Origin of the sequence: Kribbia dieselivorans NBRC 106261, from assembly GCF_001552435.1 — a bacterium.
Lineage (GTDB): Bacteria > Actinomycetota > Actinomycetes > Actinomycetales > Dermatophilaceae > Kribbia > Kribbia dieselivorans.
Genome location: NZ_BCRE01000150.1, coordinates 1 through 15,706, shown reverse-complemented (window position 1 = coordinate 15,706; position 15,706 = coordinate 1). Strand labels below are relative to the sequence as shown.

Annotated in this window: 14 protein-coding genes, 1 tRNA gene and 1 pseudogene; 8 read left to right on the top strand and 8 right to left on the bottom strand. The window is 69.4% G+C overall.

The genetic code is table 11. The features are described from left to right. Positions 1-695: pseudogene (locus tag KD1_RS16880) on the top strand (hypothetical protein); the annotation flags it as partial. Positions 696-818: 123 nt separating this feature from the next. Here KD1_RS16880 and KD1_RS12185 read toward each other — a convergent pair. From KD1_RS12185 to dcd, 3 genes are all read right to left on the bottom strand, one after another. Further along, on the bottom strand, positions 819-1,853 hold the full coding sequence (locus KD1_RS12185) for a 3-hydroxyisobutyryl-CoA hydrolase (protein ID WP_068402282.1): 1,035 nt from the start codon (positions 1,851-1,853) through the stop codon (positions 819-821). A gap of 23 nt (positions 1,854-1,876) precedes the next feature. After that, the gene (locus KD1_RS12180; protein ID WP_157073327.1) at positions 1,877-2,173 is read right to left on the bottom strand and encodes a hypothetical protein; all 297 of its coding nucleotides are present in this window, start codon (positions 2,171-2,173) and stop codon (positions 1,877-1,879) included. A 134-nt stretch (positions 2,174-2,307) separates the two neighbouring features. Further along, positions 2,308-2,883: a dCTP deaminase gene (dcd, locus tag KD1_RS12175; protein ID WP_068402278.1), complete on the bottom strand. Its 576-nt coding sequence runs from the start codon at positions 2,881-2,883 to the stop codon at positions 2,308-2,310. 93 nt (positions 2,884-2,976) lie between these two features. On the opposite strand from dcd, the gene KD1_RS12170 reads away from it, so the two are divergent. The 5 genes from KD1_RS12170 (at position 2,977) to KD1_RS12150 (ending at position 7,125) form a co-directional block, all read left to right on the top strand. Continuing rightward, positions 2,977-3,050 (top strand) — tRNA-Gly (locus tag KD1_RS12170). A gap of 66 nt (positions 3,051-3,116) precedes the next feature. Further along, the gene (locus tag KD1_RS12165; RefSeq protein ID WP_068402276.1) at positions 3,117-3,557 is read left to right on the top strand and encodes a DUF3293 domain-containing protein; all 441 of its coding nucleotides are present in this window, start codon (positions 3,117-3,119) and stop codon (positions 3,555-3,557) included. A 62-nt stretch (positions 3,558-3,619) separates the two neighbouring features. Further along, the gene (locus tag KD1_RS12160) at positions 3,620-5,935 is read left to right on the top strand and encodes a UvrD-helicase domain-containing protein (protein WP_068402274.1); all 2,316 of its coding nucleotides are present in this window, start codon (positions 3,620-3,622) and stop codon (positions 5,933-5,935) included. A gap of 19 nt (positions 5,936-5,954) precedes the next feature. Continuing rightward, a complete protein-coding gene (gene dtd, locus KD1_RS12155) occupies positions 5,955-6,380 on the top strand; it encodes a D-aminoacyl-tRNA deacylase (protein ID WP_068402272.1) in 426 nt (141 codons plus the stop codon). Between the two features lie 73 nt (positions 6,381-6,453). Beyond that, the gene (locus tag KD1_RS12150; RefSeq protein ID WP_068402270.1) at positions 6,454-7,125 is read left to right on the top strand and encodes a hypothetical protein; all 672 of its coding nucleotides are present in this window, start codon (positions 6,454-6,456) and stop codon (positions 7,123-7,125) included. 64 nt (positions 7,126-7,189) lie between these two features. Here KD1_RS12150 and KD1_RS12145 read toward each other — a convergent pair whose 3' ends face one another. After that, the gene (locus KD1_RS12145; RefSeq protein ID WP_068402268.1) at positions 7,190-8,020 is read right to left on the bottom strand and encodes a peptidoglycan-binding domain-containing protein; all 831 of its coding nucleotides are present in this window, start codon (positions 8,018-8,020) and stop codon (positions 7,190-7,192) included. A gap of 278 nt (positions 8,021-8,298) precedes the next feature. Here KD1_RS12145 and KD1_RS12140 point away from each other — a divergent pair, with 278 nt between their 5' ends. After that, positions 8,299-10,170 (top strand): acyl-CoA dehydrogenase, encoded by a 1,872-nt coding sequence (locus KD1_RS12140; RefSeq protein WP_068402266.1) that lies wholly within the window; start codon positions 8,299-8,301, stop codon positions 10,168-10,170. 112 nt (positions 10,171-10,282) lie between these two features. Here KD1_RS12140 and KD1_RS12135 read toward each other — a convergent pair whose 3' ends face one another. The 3 genes from KD1_RS12135 to KD1_RS12125 all read right to left on the bottom strand — a co-directional run bounded on the left by KD1_RS12135 (position 10,283) and on the right by KD1_RS12125 (position 14,281). After that, a complete protein-coding gene (locus tag KD1_RS12135; RefSeq protein WP_068402264.1) occupies positions 10,283-12,469 on the bottom strand; it encodes an acyltransferase family protein in 2,187 nt (728 codons plus the stop codon). Next, complete coding sequence (gene wecB, locus KD1_RS12130; RefSeq protein WP_068402263.1) at positions 12,466-13,560, bottom strand: non-hydrolyzing UDP-N-acetylglucosamine 2-epimerase; 1,095 nt, start codon at positions 13,558-13,560, stop codon at positions 12,466-12,468. The genes KD1_RS12135 and wecB overlap by 4 nt, the downstream gene beginning before the upstream one ends. 118 nt (positions 13,561-13,678) lie before the next feature. After that, complete coding sequence (locus tag KD1_RS12125; RefSeq protein WP_068402261.1) at positions 13,679-14,281, bottom strand: hypothetical protein; 603 nt, start codon at positions 14,279-14,281, stop codon at positions 13,679-13,681. A gap of 23 nt (positions 14,282-14,304) precedes the next feature. Between KD1_RS12125 and KD1_RS12120 the strand changes: the two genes are divergently transcribed. After that, the gene (locus KD1_RS12120; RefSeq protein ID WP_068402259.1) at positions 14,305-15,462 is read left to right on the top strand and encodes a glycosyltransferase; all 1,158 of its coding nucleotides are present in this window, start codon (positions 14,305-14,307) and stop codon (positions 15,460-15,462) included. Positions 15,463-15,486: 24 nt separating this feature from the next. Here KD1_RS12120 and KD1_RS16875 read toward each other — a convergent pair. Continuing rightward, positions 15,487-15,706, bottom strand: a 220-nt coding sequence (locus tag KD1_RS16875) for a hypothetical protein (protein WP_169795391.1), incomplete at its 5' end; no start/stop codon positions are given.

Below are 15,706 nucleotides of genomic sequence, written 5' to 3'. Positions count from 1 at the left end.
CCGAGGAGGCGCCGGCCCCGGCTGCCGCCAGCGGTGGCGCCAAGGTCATGTCCTGGGAGCCCGCCGAGGTCCGCGACGCGGTCCTGGGTGGTGCGGCCCCGGCCCCGGCTGCAGCTCCGGCGGTGACCGAAGCTCCGGCAACCGCTCCGGTCGAAGAGGTCAAGGCTGAGGCTGCCCCCGCGGTGGCCGAGGCTTCGGTCGAGACTGCTCCGGCTGCTGCTGCCCCCACCCAGGCTGCCCCGGCTCGGGACGCTGCCCCGGCTCCGGCTCCGGCAGCTACCGCTCCGGCAACGTCCAGCGGCTCCGCCAAGGTCATGTCCTGGGAGCCCGCAGAGGTCCGCGACGCGGTCCTGAGCGGTGCCGTGCCCGCGGCTGCGGCCACCGCCGCGGTTGCTGCAGCTGCCCCGGCCGACGCCACTGCCCCGGCGGCTGAGACCCCGGTCGACGCCACTGCCCCGGCGGCTGAGACCCCGGCCGCGGCTGCCCCGGCACCCACCGCCACCCAGCCGGAGCTCTTCTCCACCACGGACGTCACCCCGACGGACACAGCCCCGGCCCAGGCCGAGCCCGAGGCACCTGCCGCGACCACCGAGTCGGCGACGCCCGCCGCTGCCCCAGCCCAACCGGCCTCCGGCAAGCAGAAGGTCATGGCCTGGGAACCCGCTGAGGTGAAGGCGATGTTCGGCGAGAACTGACCCGGACCTCACACAGCAGAGGCGCCCAGCGACCATTCGTCGCTGGGCGCCTCTGCTGTCCCCTGCCGCCGGGATTCTCGTGTGACGAAGTGGCTGCTAGAGCGACCACTTCGTCACACGAGATCAGTGCTGAATGAAGAACGCCTCCACCTCGGCGCGGGTCACGTCCGCCAGCGAGGCGTGCCGCCAGACCGGGGCGTTGTCCTTGTCCACGAGCCGCGCGCGGATCCCCTCGTTGAAGTCGCTCGGCAGCGCGAGGAAGTTCGGCGCGACGATCCCGTCGAGGATGAGGGTCTCGATGACCGAGGGCAGGTCCCGGGCGCGGCGCAGTCCCTCGAGCGTGACCGCCACCGACAAGGGCGAGCGCGCCCGGATCGCCGCAGCCGCCTCCTGCGCCTCCGGAGCCGCGTGCGCCTCCAACCGCGACACGATCGCCACCGGATCGTCCCCGACGTAGCACTCGTCGATCCACGAACGCTGGCTCAGGAGCGGGCTGTAGGGCGCGGCCACCCCCACCGAACGATCCACCTCACCGGTTTCAGCCACCCCGGCGAGGATGGCCGGAATGTCGGCACTGCTGACGAGCGTGTCGGAGAAGCCCACGGCCACCGCGTCGGCTCCGGTGATCGACGCTCCGCTCATGGCCAGGTGCGTGCCGAGTTCACCGGGCGCGTTGGCCAGCAGCTTGAGCGCGCCCACGTCGGGGTAGAAGCCGATGATGGTCTCGGGCATGGCGACGCGGGAGGTCTCGGTGGCCAGGCGTAGGAGGGCGTACGCACTGATCCCGATGCCGCCGCCCATGACGATGCCGTCCTGCACCGCGATGATGGGCTTGGCGTAGTCGTGGATCAGCGCATTGAGCGCATACTCGGTCTCCCAGAAGTCGGTGGCGCTGGGGTCGTTCTCGAGGGCGAGCGCGCGCACCGCGACGATGTCACCGCCCGAGCACAGGCCCCGCTCCCCCGCGCCGTCGATGGCGATGGCCGCGACGGAGTCGTCGTTGGCCCACGCGTTGAGTTCGGCGCCGATGGCCAGGCACATCTCCTCGGTGAGCGCGTTGATGGCGCGCGGTCGGTTGAGGCGGATGCGGCCGAGCCGACCTTCGCGGGCGAACAGGACCTGATCAGTGGCCACTCGGCCGGGGGCGAACGTCACCATGCGCCAACCCTTGCATGCGCGTGTCAGGAGCGGTCATCGCGGTCGTCATCCTGGTCGTCCTTGTCGTCGTCGCGGTCGTCGTCGTCCTTGTCGTCGTCCCGGTCGTCGTCCTTGTCGTCGTCGCGGTCGTCGTCGCTCGAGCCACTCGTGCTTGTGCCCGAGTCGTCCGAGTCGTCCGAATCCGACTCGGTGCTGTCGGTGGTGGGCTGGGTCTGGGTCACCGAGTCCGCCGGCTCAGGGTCGCCAACAGAGGATCCGCACCCAGTCAGGGCCAAGGCCAGGCTGAGCATTACGGCTGCGGGAAGGGTGGTCTTCGTCATTGTCCTCATCCTTTGTTCATCCGGGATTCGTTGACACCAACGTACGAACCGGGGATGAAGCGATGATGAGGACCGACGGAGGGCCTCCTCATGTTGCGTCGACCGCAGCGAGCCGACCCCAGCGAGGAGGACGCTCAGACGTCGACGCGACTGAAGTTCTGGAAGCTGCGCGAGGCGGTCGGGCCACGCTGACCCTGGTAATGGGAGCCGCGCGTGGTCGAGCCATACGGGTGCTCCGCCGGCGACGAGAGGCGGAAGAAGCACAGCTGACCGATCTTCATGCCCGGCCAGAGCATGATCGGCAGCGTGGCGACGTTGCTCAGCTCCAAGGTGACGTGGCCGCTGAAACCCGGGTCGACGAACCCGGCGGTGGCGTGGGTCAGCAGGCCGAGACGCCCGAGCGAGGACTTGCCCTCAACGCGCGCGGCGAGGTCGTCGGGCAGCGAGAACTGCTCCCACGTGGAGCCGAGCACGAACTCGCCCGGGTGGAGCACGAAGCCGTCCTCGGCGTCGACCTCGACGAGGCGGGTCAGGTCGGGCTGCTCCGCGGCCGGGTCGATGACCTGGTACTTGTGGTTGTCGAAGAGCCGGAAGTACTTGTCGAGGCGGACGTCCACGCTCGACGGCTGGACCATGCTCGGGTCCCACGGGTCGATGGAGACACGGCCGGCATCGATCTCGGCGGTGATGTCGCGGTCGGAGAGCAGCACAGGGTCACGTTACCCGGTACCGGGTTAGGTGCATCCGGGGCGGTCGGGTAAGGTCTGTCGCTGCACCCGAAAGACATCCGTCAACGGGGGCTTGCCGGTGTAGCTCAATGGTAGAGCGCCAGCTTCCCAAGCTGGACACGCGGGTTCGATTCCCGTCACCGGCTCCACATGCGCCCGCCGTCGCGGGCCGTCCACACACCTGCCGGAGCGTCGAGGGGCAAAGGAGCGCCGTTGTGACCTGGGGCGATTACGAGAACGCGCATGTGCGGGTCCACTTCACCGATCGCACCGTCATCATCGAACCGGCCGCGCCCGGCCAGGTCGGTGACGATTTTCCGGCGGAGTTCGGCGGCGAGACGGTCTTCATCATCACCGCACACGATCCCTGCGGCGAGCCAGCGACGGCGGAGGCGAACGCGGCCGCCGAGCAACGACTCTCCGCCACTCTCGACGCGCTCGGCGTCACGCGTTACCGGGCTGAGGGTGGAGACGCGGAGTGGGTCCATGTCGAGGCGAGCGAGCTCGTCGTCGGCGTGGATGAGGCCACTGCGCTCAAGCTCGGGCGCGAGTTCGGCCAAGTCGCGATCTTCGGCTGGAGCCCCGAGGCGTGGGAGATCATCGCCTGCGACGGCACTCAACGCACCACGCTGGGGTGGCAACTCCTCCCCGGCTGACCCCGCAGTCGCCGTCGAGGCCCCCCGGTTGCGTTGTCCCAGGCCTCTGAAACCCTGTCTTCGTGACCGCCACCCAGGACGAACTCAGCCTCGAGCAGGAGTACTTCGACGCGGCCCTTGCCGCGCGCGAGGCCCACCGTGCGACGCTCCTGAATGCCGGCTCGGCGGCCGGCGGTTCGACGAAGAACCAGGCGGCGATCGCGCGAAACGCCAAGGCTGCGGCCGAGAAGCTGGGCGAACCGGATTCCGAGGTCGCCTTCGGCAAGCTGACGTTCACCGACGACGACGAACCGTTGTACATCGGCAAGCGTGCCATCTTCAGCGAGGACAAGGACCTCCTCGTCATCAGTTGGCAGCGGCCGGCCGCACAGGCCTATTACAACGCCACGGCCAAGGACCCGCTCGGCGTGGCGGTGAAGCGGGCGTTCGACCTCACCGGCAATCGCATCACGACGTATGAGGACACGGTCTTCGTCGAACTGGCCGAACGCATCTCCGAGTTGACCGCGGAGGAACGTTGGGGCGTCAACGATGCCCTGCTCACCGACCTGCAGGCCCGGCGCGACGGCGCGATGCACGACATCGCCAAGACGATCCAGCATGCGCAGTACGAGCTCATCACCCAGCCGCTGGAGCGGTTGCTCATCATCCAGGGCGGGCCGGGCACGGGCAAGACCGCCGTAGCGCTGCACCGGGTGTCGTGGCTGCTGGCCAACCACCCCGAATTGGCGGAGGACGGAGTGCTCGTCATCGGCCCGAGCCCCACCTTCACGCGGTACATCCGCAAGGTCTTGCCGGAGCTCGGTGACGTCGACGTCGATCATCGCGATCTGCGCTCCTTGGGCCCGTTCCGCGCAGAACGGGCCGCCGAGTCGCGGGAGACGGCGGCGTTGAAGGGCCAGGCCAAGATGGCCCGGCTCATCGCCCAGGCCCTGCGCGATCGCGTGCGCGTCCCGGCCGGGGTGGAGTCCCTGCGGGTTGGCGGGCTGACGGGCCCGGCGATCGACCGTGACGAGGTGCAGGCCCAGCTCGACCTGGCCCGGCAACGGCCCACGTACGCCGGTGGGCGACTGGTGTTCCGGCAGTGGCTGCAGCAGGCGGCGCAGGATCGGGCGCGGCGGGGACTGACGATCACCGCGGGCGACGTCGACGCGGCGACCGAGCGGATCTGGCCCTCGATGACCCCGCAGGTGCTGCTGCGCGATCTGCTCAGCTCGCGCGAGCGCCTGCTCAACGCGGCCAGCAGCGAGTTCAGCGCCACCGACATCACCGCGCTGCAGCGCACCCCAACCGCGCGGGTGACCGAGCAGTTCTGGACCGACGCGGACATCGCGCTGCTCGATGAGGCCGACACGCTCATCAACGGTGGGCCGCGGCAGTACCAGCACATCGTCGTCGACGAGGCGCAGGATCTCTCGCCGATGCAGGTGCGGTCAATCCGGCGGCGTTCCGTTGACGGGTCGATGACGGTCGTCGGGGACATCGCGCAGGCGACAAGCCCGTGGGCGCCCGACGACTGGGCCGCGCTGGCTGAGGACCTGCGTGTGGACCACCCGGCGCAGGTGCACGAGCTCGACCTCGGGTACCGCGTGCCGCGCCAGATCTACCAGCACGCGGCGAACCTGCTCAAGCACGCCGCGCCCGGGGTAACACCGCCCAGGGTCGTGCGCGAGGGCCCGGCCGACGTCGAGTTCCTCACCACCTCCGAGCATGTGTCGGAGTCGGTGGCCGCGGCCCGTGAGCACGCCTCGAAGGGGCGGTTCGTCGGGATGATCTGCGCGCCGCAGGACCACGCCGAGATCGCGGCGGCGTTGACGGCTGACGACATCCGCTGGGGTGACGTCGGCCGCGGTGAGATGGACGTGGCGATCAACCTCGCGACGGCGCAGGAGTCCAAGGGGCTGGAGTTCGACGCTGTCGTCATCGTCAATCCGAGCAACATCGTCGCCGGTGCCGAGCACGGGTTGCGGTTGTTGTACATCGCCATGACGCGCTCGACGGCCTACCTGACGGTCGTGCACAACAAGGAGGTTCTGCCGACGGCCGAGCAGGCGGTCGACAACCTCGAGCAGGTGCCGATCACGACGGTCAGCGATACCCCGCCGGGGGCGCGACTGGTCGCTGCGGCGTTGCGCGGCGAGGGGGCGAGTGTGTCGACACCGGTGGTGGACGACGCTCCGGAAATCGTGATGACGCGAGCCGGGCGACACGGCCGCAGCGGCGCCGCCGATCCCTCGATCGCCGAGGAGCTCAGTGAGCGCATGTCCGCCGAGGCCGCCCAGTTCCTCGCGGGGACGCTGGCGGCGACCGTGCTGCCCCAGCAATGGGCGCGGGTCATCGAACTCTTGCCCACGTACCTGCCTCGCGTCGAGGACTGACGGGTTCTACGCTGCGCTCATGCGAGCCGTGGTGCAGCGGGCGACGTCCGCCAGTGTGACCGTCGAGGGTGAGGTCGTCGGCGAGTTGGGCGGGCCCGGATTGGTCGTGCTGCTCGGGGTGACCCACTCCGACGGTGACGCAGAGGTTGCGCAGATGGCCCGCAAGGTCGCCCATCTGCGGATCCTCGATGGCCAGCGGTCGGCCGTCGATCTGGGGTCGCCGATCCTGCTGATCAGTCAGTTCACGCTGTACGGGGACGCCTCGAAGGGGCGACGGCCCACGTGGCAGGCCGCCGCCCCACGCGAGGTCGCCGAGCCGATCGTCGACGCCGTCGGAGCGTCGTTGCGCCAGTTGGGATTGGACGTCGAGACCGGTCGGTTCGGCGCGCAGATGGCCGTGGCGCTCGTCAACGACGGTCCGTTCACGGTGCTCCTCGACGTCTGAAACGTTGTCGGTGCCAGCCCCTAGGTTCTGAGGTGCCGGGAGAACGGCTCTCGGCACCACCAGGGGAGTTCACATGTTCAGACTGAAGGGGATCGCGGCCGCGTTGGTGGCCGTGCTCATCGTCCCGCTGTTCGCGGCGGCCGCGCCGGCTCAGGCGGCCTACTCGTGCAACGTCACCGTGCCCAGCCGGGTCAGCATCACCTCGCCCTACAAGGCGATCACGGCGCGGTACAGCAACGGCTGCCTGACCCACGCCGAGTGGGCCACGTGGGATGTGGTGCACCCTACCCAGGGTCTCGCCGACATCCTCATCTACGACGGCACCTCATCGACCGAGATCATGGACTGGTACGACTGGGAGCCTCGTGGCACGTACACGGTGCGCCCCGATGGTGCTTGGGACGACAACTACGACGACTTGGCACAGAACTCGCCGCGGATGAGCGTGCGGCTGGGGTCGTACACGTACGTCACCCACTCTCGCTCGGGGAAGTATGTGCGCGCCGACACCAAGGTCACGCGCTACTCCACCAGCGCCCGCAAGATGCGGCCCTACGCAGGCGCCAGGGTGACCCTGCGGTTCCGGAACTCCACGTCGGGTCCGTGGACGAGCAGCCGCACCGCGAAGACCAACAGCAAGGGCAAGGTCACCTTCCGGGTGTCCTCGTCGCGGGCGCGCTACTGGCAGGTGTCCACGAGCGACACGTCGACCACCTGGGGCGGGCGCACGACGTTCCGTCGCTGAGATCCGGGGGATGGAACCGGCCGCCGTCACCCGAGTGGTGACGGCAGCCGGGCAGGGCGACAGATCAGCGCACGCCGCGCTGGTACTCCTCCCACGTCAGCTTGGTGACCTTGGGTCCGTCATCGGCGCGGCCACCGGCCAGACCGTTGCGGCCCTCGAAGTAATCACCGGTCTGGCGGCGCGCGCCGGTGGACATGTCGGTGTCGGAGATGGCGATGGCGTGGATGTGCCAGGCCCAGCGACCCTGCGAGGGGTTCCGGGTCCACGCGGCGAAGCCGACCTGGCGCAGCGCGCGGGTCACCCGCAGTCGCTGGGCCGACGTCAACGCCGTGGCGCCGATGTCGACGGCGCCACCGCCGTCGTGCGTCCCGGCCGAGAGGGCGACGCGACCGGCGTTGTACGAGCCCTGCGTGATCTTGAAACGGATGCCGGCCAGCCGCTCGGCCTCAACGAGCATGCGGTACGTGCGGTTGTTGAACCGGTGACCCCGGTAAATGACGCGGGAGCCGACGTTGATCGGGCGGTAGAGGCTGAACCGACCGACCGCCAACTTGCGCATCGACGTCGGGCCGGGCAGCCCGGTCGCGTCGAGACCGCGGTAGCCCAGGCGGCGCTGCCACGCGGCATACGCACTGACGGTGACCTTGCCGAAGTTGCCGTCCACCGCCGCGTTGAGCAGGCCCTTGGCCTTGAGCGCCGACTGAACCAGTTTCACCGACGGGCCGGCGCCCGGCGTCACCGCGAAGCGCCTCCGAGCCGGGTCCCACTGAGCGGCCTTGACGACCATTTCCATGTTGCAGGTGGCCAAGGCCTGTGCGGAGTCGGCGACCCCAGCGACAGCGATCCCGGCCGGTGCGGCGACGGCCAGCCGCAGCACATCTCGACGTGTTGCCATGGTTCTACCCCTAGGTGTGAGGCGCTCCTGGTGAGCGCGACGCGCAGCAGAGTGGCAGGGGTCACACCGGCTGACATGGGCCTGCCGGCCCACCCGAGACCCAATCTGGCGCGACGCCCCACCGACCCCGCGGTACCCCATGCCGTGATTCTTGTTACTCGTTGGAAACTTCGCTTGCGCAACCCACCCACCAAGCGCCACCATGGTGGCAAGGTAAGCATGCGCTTAGCGCCTCGCCACCCTGCCTCGTGCAGCCATATCGCCTCAACGGAGGGGCCATGACCCACTACAAGTCCAACCTTCGCGACATCGAGTTCAACCTCTTCGAGCTCCTCGGCCGCCAGGAGGTCCTCGGCCACGGCCCGTTCGCGGACCTCGACGTCGACACCGCCAAGGAGACCCTCAAGGAGGTCGCGCGCCTGGCCGAGAACGAGCTCGCCGCCTCGTTCGAGGACGCCGACCGTCACCCGCCGGTCTTCGACCCCGAGACGCACTCGGTTGCGATGCCGGCGAGCTTCGCCAAGTCCTGGCAGTCGTACACGGAGTCCGGATTCTCGGCGCTCGACCTCCCCGCCGAGCTCGGTGGCCAGGTCAGCCCGCCGTCGTTCCGCTGGGCGGTCAACGAGTTGCTGCTGGGAGCGCAGCCCGCCCTGGCGATGATGGCCGCCTCCTACTCCTTCGCCAAGCTGCTCTTCCTCCTGGGCACCGACGAGCAGAAGAAGCTCGCCCACTGGATCGTCGAGAAGAACTGGCACTGCACGATGGTGCTGACCGAGCCCGACGCCGGCTCCGACGTCGGCGCCGGCCGCACGAAGGCCATCGACAACGGTGACGGCACCTGGTCCGTCGAGGGCGTCAAGCGCTTCATCACCACCGGTGACACCGACCTGACCGACAACGTCATCCACTTCGTGTTGGCGCGCCCCGAGGGCGCCGGCCCAGGCACCAAGGGCCTGTCGCTGTTCATCGTCCCGAAGTACCACGTGGACCTCGAGACCGGTGAACTGCTCGAGCGCAACGGCGCCTACGTCACCAACGTCGAGAAGAAGATGGGCCTGAAGGTCTCCCCCACCTGCGAGATCACCTTCGGCGGCGAGGTCCCCGCCACCGGCACCCTGTTCGGCGACGAGCACAACGGCATCGCGCAGATGTTCCGGGTCATCGAGAACGCTCGCATGCTCGTGGGCACCAAGGCCATCGCCACCCTCTCGACGGGGTACCTCAACGCGCTGGAGTACGCGAAGAACCGCGTGCAGGGCGCAGACCTGACCCAGATGGCGGACAAGGCCGCCCCGCGCGTGACCATCACGCACCACCCGGACGTGCGACGCTCCCTCATGCTGCAGAAGGCCTACGCCGAGGGCATGCGCGCGCTGGTGCTCATGACGGCGACCTACCAGGACGACCACGAGGCCCACTTCATCGAGACCGGCTCCGAGGCCGTCGAGCCCGGCTCCGACGTCGACCTCAACAACCGCATCAACGACCTTCTCCTGCCCATCGTCAAGGGTCTGGGCTCCGAGCGCGCGTGGGTGCTGCTGGGCTCCGAGACGCTGCAGACGTTCGGTGGCTCCGGGTTCCTGCAGGACTACCCGATCGAGCAGTACGTCCGCGACGCCAAGATCGACACCCTGTACGAGGGCACGACGGCGATCCAGGGTCAGGACTTCTTCTTCCGCAAGATCGTCAAGGACCAGGGGCAGGCGCTCGGCGCGATCGCCGCTCGGATCCAGGCCACGGCGGCGGAGAAGGGCACCCAGGGCGGCGCGTTCGACCGTGAGCGAGACCTCTTGGCCACCGCGCTGACCGACCTGCAGGCCATGATCGGGTACCTCGTCGGCAAGGTCATGGCCTCCGACACCCGCAACGGCGGCGACGCGCGCAACCTGTACATCGTCGGCCAGAACACCTCGCGGCTCCTGCTGGCCGCCGGCGACCTGATCATCGGGTGGCTGCTGATCCGTCAGGCCGCCATCGCCCACGAGGCCCTCGAGGCCGGCGCCTCCGCGGCCGACCAGGACTTCTACACCGGCAAGATCGCCGCGGCGAAGTTCTTCGCCCGTCAGGTGCTGCCGCAGATCACCGCGCAGCGCGCGATCACCGAGGCCAGCGACAACGACCTCATGGACGTGCCCGAGTCGGCCTTCTGATCGACCCACACACGCCGAACGCCGGCGCCCCACCTCGGGGCGTCGGCGTTCGTCGTAGTACCTCCACGAAGTCGGACCTGTCCGACCGCGGAGTCTCACAGTCAGGCCAGGGTCAGTTCCACTGCTTCCCGACAGGCACGTCGGTGGCGGAGATGTCCTTGACCGGCGTGGTGGCGTAGCCGACCTCCGCCAGGCCCCGGTGCAGCATGGGCGCCATCGTGCGGACGTAGGTCGCCGTGATGTGGCTGCCCTGGCGGTAGATCATCGTGCCGCCGATGACCGGGGGGCACGTATCGCGCCCGGGCGGGCACACCCACTGGTTGAGATCGATCAACGGCACCTTCATCTGCTTCGACACCTCCTTCAGCGGCGGCGTCCCCCGCCCGTCACGCTTCTCCGCGGAGAAGTCGCACGCGGAGATGTCGTTACGCTGGTCCGCGACGCAGTTGTAGACCTGATCGTCCATCCCCGCCGGGGAGGTGTTGTCCGCGAGCAGCACGACCTTCGTCCCGAGGGCCTGGAGGTCTGTGATCGCGGCCTCCATCCCCTCCGTACGAGACTGCAGGCTCGGCGACCCCTGCGAGATGATCGCGTACGTCGGCACCTTGTCCGGGTTGGCCTTGAGGTAGCCGATGACGTTGTGGCCGAACTGCGCACAGTCGTCCTTGACCCCGTCGTAGGAGAACGAACAGGCCGACTTGAGGTACAGGTCGACGCGCCAGTCCTCCTTCGAGGCGATCCAGTTCATGGCCGGCATCCACTGCCCCATCTTCGAGTCTCCGAGCAGGGCGATGGAGGTTTTCGAGGCCTTGTTGCCGTACGTGCAGTTCGGGTTGACCTTGTTGTCGCCGGGCTGCACCTGACAGTTGTCGTCGTAGTAGCTCGGGGTGTCGCTGACGGCCACGGCCGGGTCCGGGGACACCGAACCGGACTGGGTGAACACCGACGTCGGATTGTCGATGACCTGCCACTGGTCGGCCTTCGGGTTGGCCACCAGGGCGCTGGCCCCGGCCACCTTGACGTTCGGGTCGACCCGGGGCACGGCGAACCACAGCACCGTGCCGACCAGCCCGGTGATGGCCATGAGCACACCACCGAAGATCAGCGACCGCGACGGCTTGGCCACGATGACGGGGTGGAACCGCACCGGGTCCTCGATGAGGTGCTTGGTCGCCCACGCCAGGAACACCGACAGCCCGGCGACGAGGACCATCACGAGGAGGCTCAGGTTGTCACCGGTCAGGGCCTTCGCGAAGACGACCAACGGCCAGTGCCACAGGTACACGGCGTACGAGATGCCACCGATCCACACCATCCACTTCATGCCCAGGAACCGACCGACGTACGTGTCCTGGTGGGCGCAGCCGGCGGCGATGATCAGCCCCGCCCCCACGGTCGGCAGCGCCGCCCACCAGCTCGGCCACGGCGTGGCCGTCGAGATGATGAAGAGGGAGAGCACGATCAAGACCAGACCGATCCCGGCGAGCAGTTCGGAGCCCCGTTTGGTGAGCTTGGTCAACCGGATCACCGCGAACGAGATCAACGCGCCGATGGCGAGCTCCCAGATGCGGGTGGTGGTGAAGAAGTACGCGGTCGCCGGGTCGTTCCTCGTGTGCACGACCGAGTAGATGAACGACGCCAGCGCCGTCACGCACAGGAGGAGGAACAGCAGCCGCTTCCACTTGAGGCGGTACTTCTTGGCCAGAAACAGCCCGACGAGCATCAGCAGCGGCCAGATGACGTAGAACTGTTCCTCCACCGACAGCGACCAGTAGTGCTGCAGGGCAGAGGCGCCCGCATCCTCGGCGAGGTAGTCGACGGCCCGGAACGCCAGCGCCCAGTTGATGACATAGAACGTCGCGGTGATGACGTCGCTAGCCAGGTTGGCGCGATCGGCCGCGGGGAGGACGAACCACCCGACGACCGCCGTGAACAGCAGAACGGTCGACGCCGCGGGCAACAGGCGCCGGGCCCGTCGGGAGTAGAACTTCGTCAGCGAGACCGTACCGTCGCGCCCGATCTCGCGCAGCATCTGCGAGGTGATGAGGAACCCGGAGATGACGAAGAAGATGTCGACGCCGACGAATCCGCCCGAGAGTTGCGAGACTCCGAGGTGGTAGATGAGCACCACGAGAACGGCGATGGCGCGCAGGCCCTCGATGTCCCCGCGCATGGCCGCCCGGTGACCGCCGCCCTTCGGCTTCGGGTCCTTGCCGGCCGGGGTTGCCGCGGCCGATCGCCGGCTCCGTTGCACCTCGCGCCGTGTGGTCGCTGCGGTGGTGTCGGACCCGGCGCTCACGCCTGGACCACTCCGAGGTAGTCGCCGATCACCTCAGCGATGCGGCTGCCGGCGTGACCGTCCCACAGGGGCGGGGTCTTCCACGTCTCGGCGCGGGGGGTGGCAAGCACCTGGGCGACCTTGTCGGCGAGCACCTCACGGGTGACGAGTTGGTTGGTGCCGTGGGTGATCGTCACCGGGCGTTCGGTGTTCGGGCGCAGCGTCAGGCACGGCACACCGAGGATCGTCGTCTCCTCCTGGACGCCGCCGGAGTCGGTCACCACGGCGCGCGACCCGCGCACCAGGCCCATGAACTCGATGTAGCCGAGCGGGTCGATGACGGTCATGTTGGCGTGGTCGAAGAAGCCGGCCTCCTGCAGGCGGGCGCGGCCGCGCGGGTGCAGCGGGATGACGACGCGGATCTGGTCGGCCACGGCGTGCATCGCCTTGACCAGCTCGGCCACGTCGGCCGGGTCGTCGACGTTGCCGGGGCGGTGGAGCGTCGAGACGATGTAGTCGCCCTCGATCCCCAGTTCGGCGGTCACGGCCGCGGAGTCGAACCGGTCCTGGTTCTTCAGGAGCGTGTCGATCATCGGGTTGCCGACGAAGTGGATCTTGTCGGGGTGGACACCCTCGTTGCCCAGGTGGGCGATCGCGTCGGTGCTCGTGGTGAGCAGCAGCGAGGAGAGCCGGTCGGTGACGAGCCGGTTGACCTCCTCGGGCATGGTCAGGTCGAAGGAGCGCAGTCCGGCCTCGACGTGCGCCGACGGGATGAGCAGCTTCGCCGCGACGAGCGAGGCCGCCACGGTGGAGTTCACGTCGCCGTACACGACGACCAGCGCGGGCTGGCGCTCGACGAACAGTTCCTCGAGGGCGACCATGACGGCCGCCGTCTGCGCGCCATGCGAGCCCGAGCCCACACCGAGATTCACGTCCGGCAGCGGGATGCCCAGCTGGCGGAAGAAGACGTCGGACATCTTGTCGTCGTAGTGCTGCCCGGTGTGCACCAGCAGCTGCTCGACCGGGTACTCCGACAGGGCGGCCAGGACGGGGGCGGCCTTGGGGAAATTCGGGCGCGCACCGGTGACGTGGACGACAAGGGGGGTAGACATGGGCCACAGTCTGGCACGACAACCCTGAGGACTTCCTGCGCCGCCCCCGTCGAGTGATGGATTCGGGCCGCCTCAGGAGCCCCGAAGCGGCCCGAAACCATCACTCGGCGGGTGGGGGTCAGCGGTGGCGGGAGCGGGCCAGGAAGACCTCGCGCCGCACGCGCCGGCCGACTCCCCGGGCGCGGGCGCCGATCTGGTGGGTCAGCGCGTGGCGTCCCTCCGCCTTGGCCGCCCATGCCAGGGGATCGACGTCACCGATGAGATCGACCGCCACCGCCCCGATGACCTGGCCATCGACCCAGTGCCGCCACTGCCCGGCCTCGAGCTCGGGCGCCGCGTGCTCCCAGACCGCACGGTCGATGTCCGGAGCGTCGTCGAGCACGTCCGCGATCGACGCTCCGGCAATCGCGAGGAGACTCGGGTGCCACATCGCGATCGGGGCGCCACCGGTGTCGACGCGCACGAGGCGCCGGCCCGGCCGGTTCACCTCGACGAGCAACCGCGTGATCAGCCCGGGCGCAACCACCGTGCCCCGCGGGATCGTGCACACCGCGGCGACACCGAACCCGTGCGGCTCCCGATCGGTCGCGCGGTGGAACACCATGACCCGCCCTGCCTTGTCGGCGAGGGGTTCGATGGTGTCGTACTCCGGACCACTGCCCGGATCGTCGTGGGCCCAGACATCGACCGGCATCGGCTGAGTGCGCGCGAGCAGGGCCATGACAGCGAGGGTACGTTGTCGGCATGAGCCCGCGCAGCCTGGACCCGGTCCGTGATGCCCCGACCGGCCGCGTCCCCGGCGCCGACGGCGATCGGCGCGCACACCTGATCTCAGGCCCGACCGGTTGGTCGTTGCAGGTGCCGTGGAGCCGACCGCGCCGGGGCCGGTGGGATCGCCCGGCCGCACTGCTCGACCAGCTCGCCGCGCTCGACACCAGCCACGCGCTCGAGGCCTCCGGCGCGGTCCCCACCGGAGCGCAGCCCGCGCTGGCGAGTTTCCTGACCCGCGCGGCCGCCCGCGGCACCCTCGTCGCCGGGGACCTCCTCGGTGCGGTCACCGACCAGGTGCCGTTCGAGGTGCCCACGTCCATGCCCGCCGCCCCGGGTCTGCTCGAGTTCGACGCCGTCGCGGTCCGGCAGCGGCGCGCGGCGTGGGCCTCCGCCCTGACCGACTGGCCCAGCGTCACCGCGGTCCTGGTGACCCGGCGCCCGCACCTCCTGCCGCGCATCCTGGGGATGCTCGCCGCGCAGACCTACCCGGTCCTCGATGTCGTCGTGGTCGTGCACGGCAGCGAGGTCGACCCGAGCGCGGTCGACCCGGCCACGATGGACACCGCGGCCAACCGCCCCGGCCCGCCGGTGCGACTGCTCATGGCCCCGTCCTCGATGTCGCTCGGCGCCGCGCTCAACCTCGGCTGCGACGCCGCGGACGGGCATCTGCTGACCAAGGTCGACGACGACGACTGGTACGGCCCGGACCACGTGCTCGACCTCGTCATCGCGCATCGGCTCTCCGGAGCGCAGATCGTCGGCAAATCCACGACGGTCGTGCATCTCGAGGGGCTGGACACGACCGTGCGGCGCGTCTTCGGCTCCCCCGAGGCGCCGATCAACCGCGTCGCCGGAGGCACGATCCTCATCGGCGCGGATGACCTCGAGACCGTGGGCGGCTGGGCAGACGTGCCGCGTGCCGTCGACTCCGCGTTGATCGCGGCCGTGAGCCGGCACCGCGGCCAGATCTACCGGCCGCACGACATCGGCTACGTGTACGTGCGCGCGGCCCCGACCAACGACGGCGAAGCGCACACGTGGAGCGCCGGGAACGGCCACTTCCTCACGAGTGTGCGCGAGCAGTGGCTGGGCCTGCTGGCCCACCCGGACTTCGGGACCGCCGCGCCCTGAGCGATCGCCCGGAGTGATTCCGGTTCAGAAGCGGTAGATCCACTCGGCGACGTCCTGCCGCACCCGGGCGTACTCGGGCGACGACCCGGCGACGAGGTGCTCGACCGGGTCCCCTCCGCGCAGGTCCGTCGGCAGATCCGCGGTGACCTCGAGGTGGCGCACGCCGGGTCGCGCCGGCCCCAGCGTCACCGGGGTGCGCAGGTCGATGACCGACCGACGCCACCGCGGCGGGCCGTACTCGTCC

What these genes read in the sequence shown, in the direction of transcription:
- KD1_RS12145 (WP_068402268.1), bottom strand. Translation starts at nt 8,020, where the DNA reads ATGGCAACACGTCGAGATGTGCTGCGGCTGGCCGTCGCCGCACCGGCC.
- KD1_RS12185 (WP_068402282.1), bottom strand. Translation starts at nt 1,853, where the DNA reads ATGGTGACGTTCGCCCCCGGCCGAGTGGCCACTGATCAGGTCCTGTTC.
- KD1_RS12120 (WP_068402259.1), top strand. Translation starts at nt 14,305, where the DNA reads ATGAGCCCGCGCAGCCTGGACCCGGTCCGTGATGCCCCGACCGGCCGC.
- KD1_RS12150 (WP_068402270.1), top strand. Translation starts at nt 6,454, where the DNA reads ATGTTCAGACTGAAGGGGATCGCGGCCGCGTTGGTGGCCGTGCTCATC.
- dtd (WP_068402272.1), top strand. Translation starts at nt 5,955, where the DNA reads ATGCGAGCCGTGGTGCAGCGGGCGACGTCCGCCAGTGTGACCGTCGAG.
- KD1_RS12140 (WP_068402266.1), top strand. Translation starts at nt 8,299, where the DNA reads ATGACCCACTACAAGTCCAACCTTCGCGACATCGAGTTCAACCTCTTC.
- KD1_RS12125 (WP_068402261.1), bottom strand. Translation starts at nt 14,281, where the DNA reads ATGGCCCTGCTCGCGCGCACTCAGCCGATGCCGGTCGATGTCTGGGCC.
- KD1_RS12180 (WP_157073327.1), bottom strand. Translation starts at nt 2,173, where the DNA reads ATGACGAAGACCACCCTTCCCGCAGCCGTAATGCTCAGCCTGGCCTTG.
- wecB (WP_068402263.1), bottom strand. Translation starts at nt 13,560, where the DNA reads ATGTCTACCCCCCTTGTCGTCCACGTCACCGGTGCGCGCCCGAATTTC.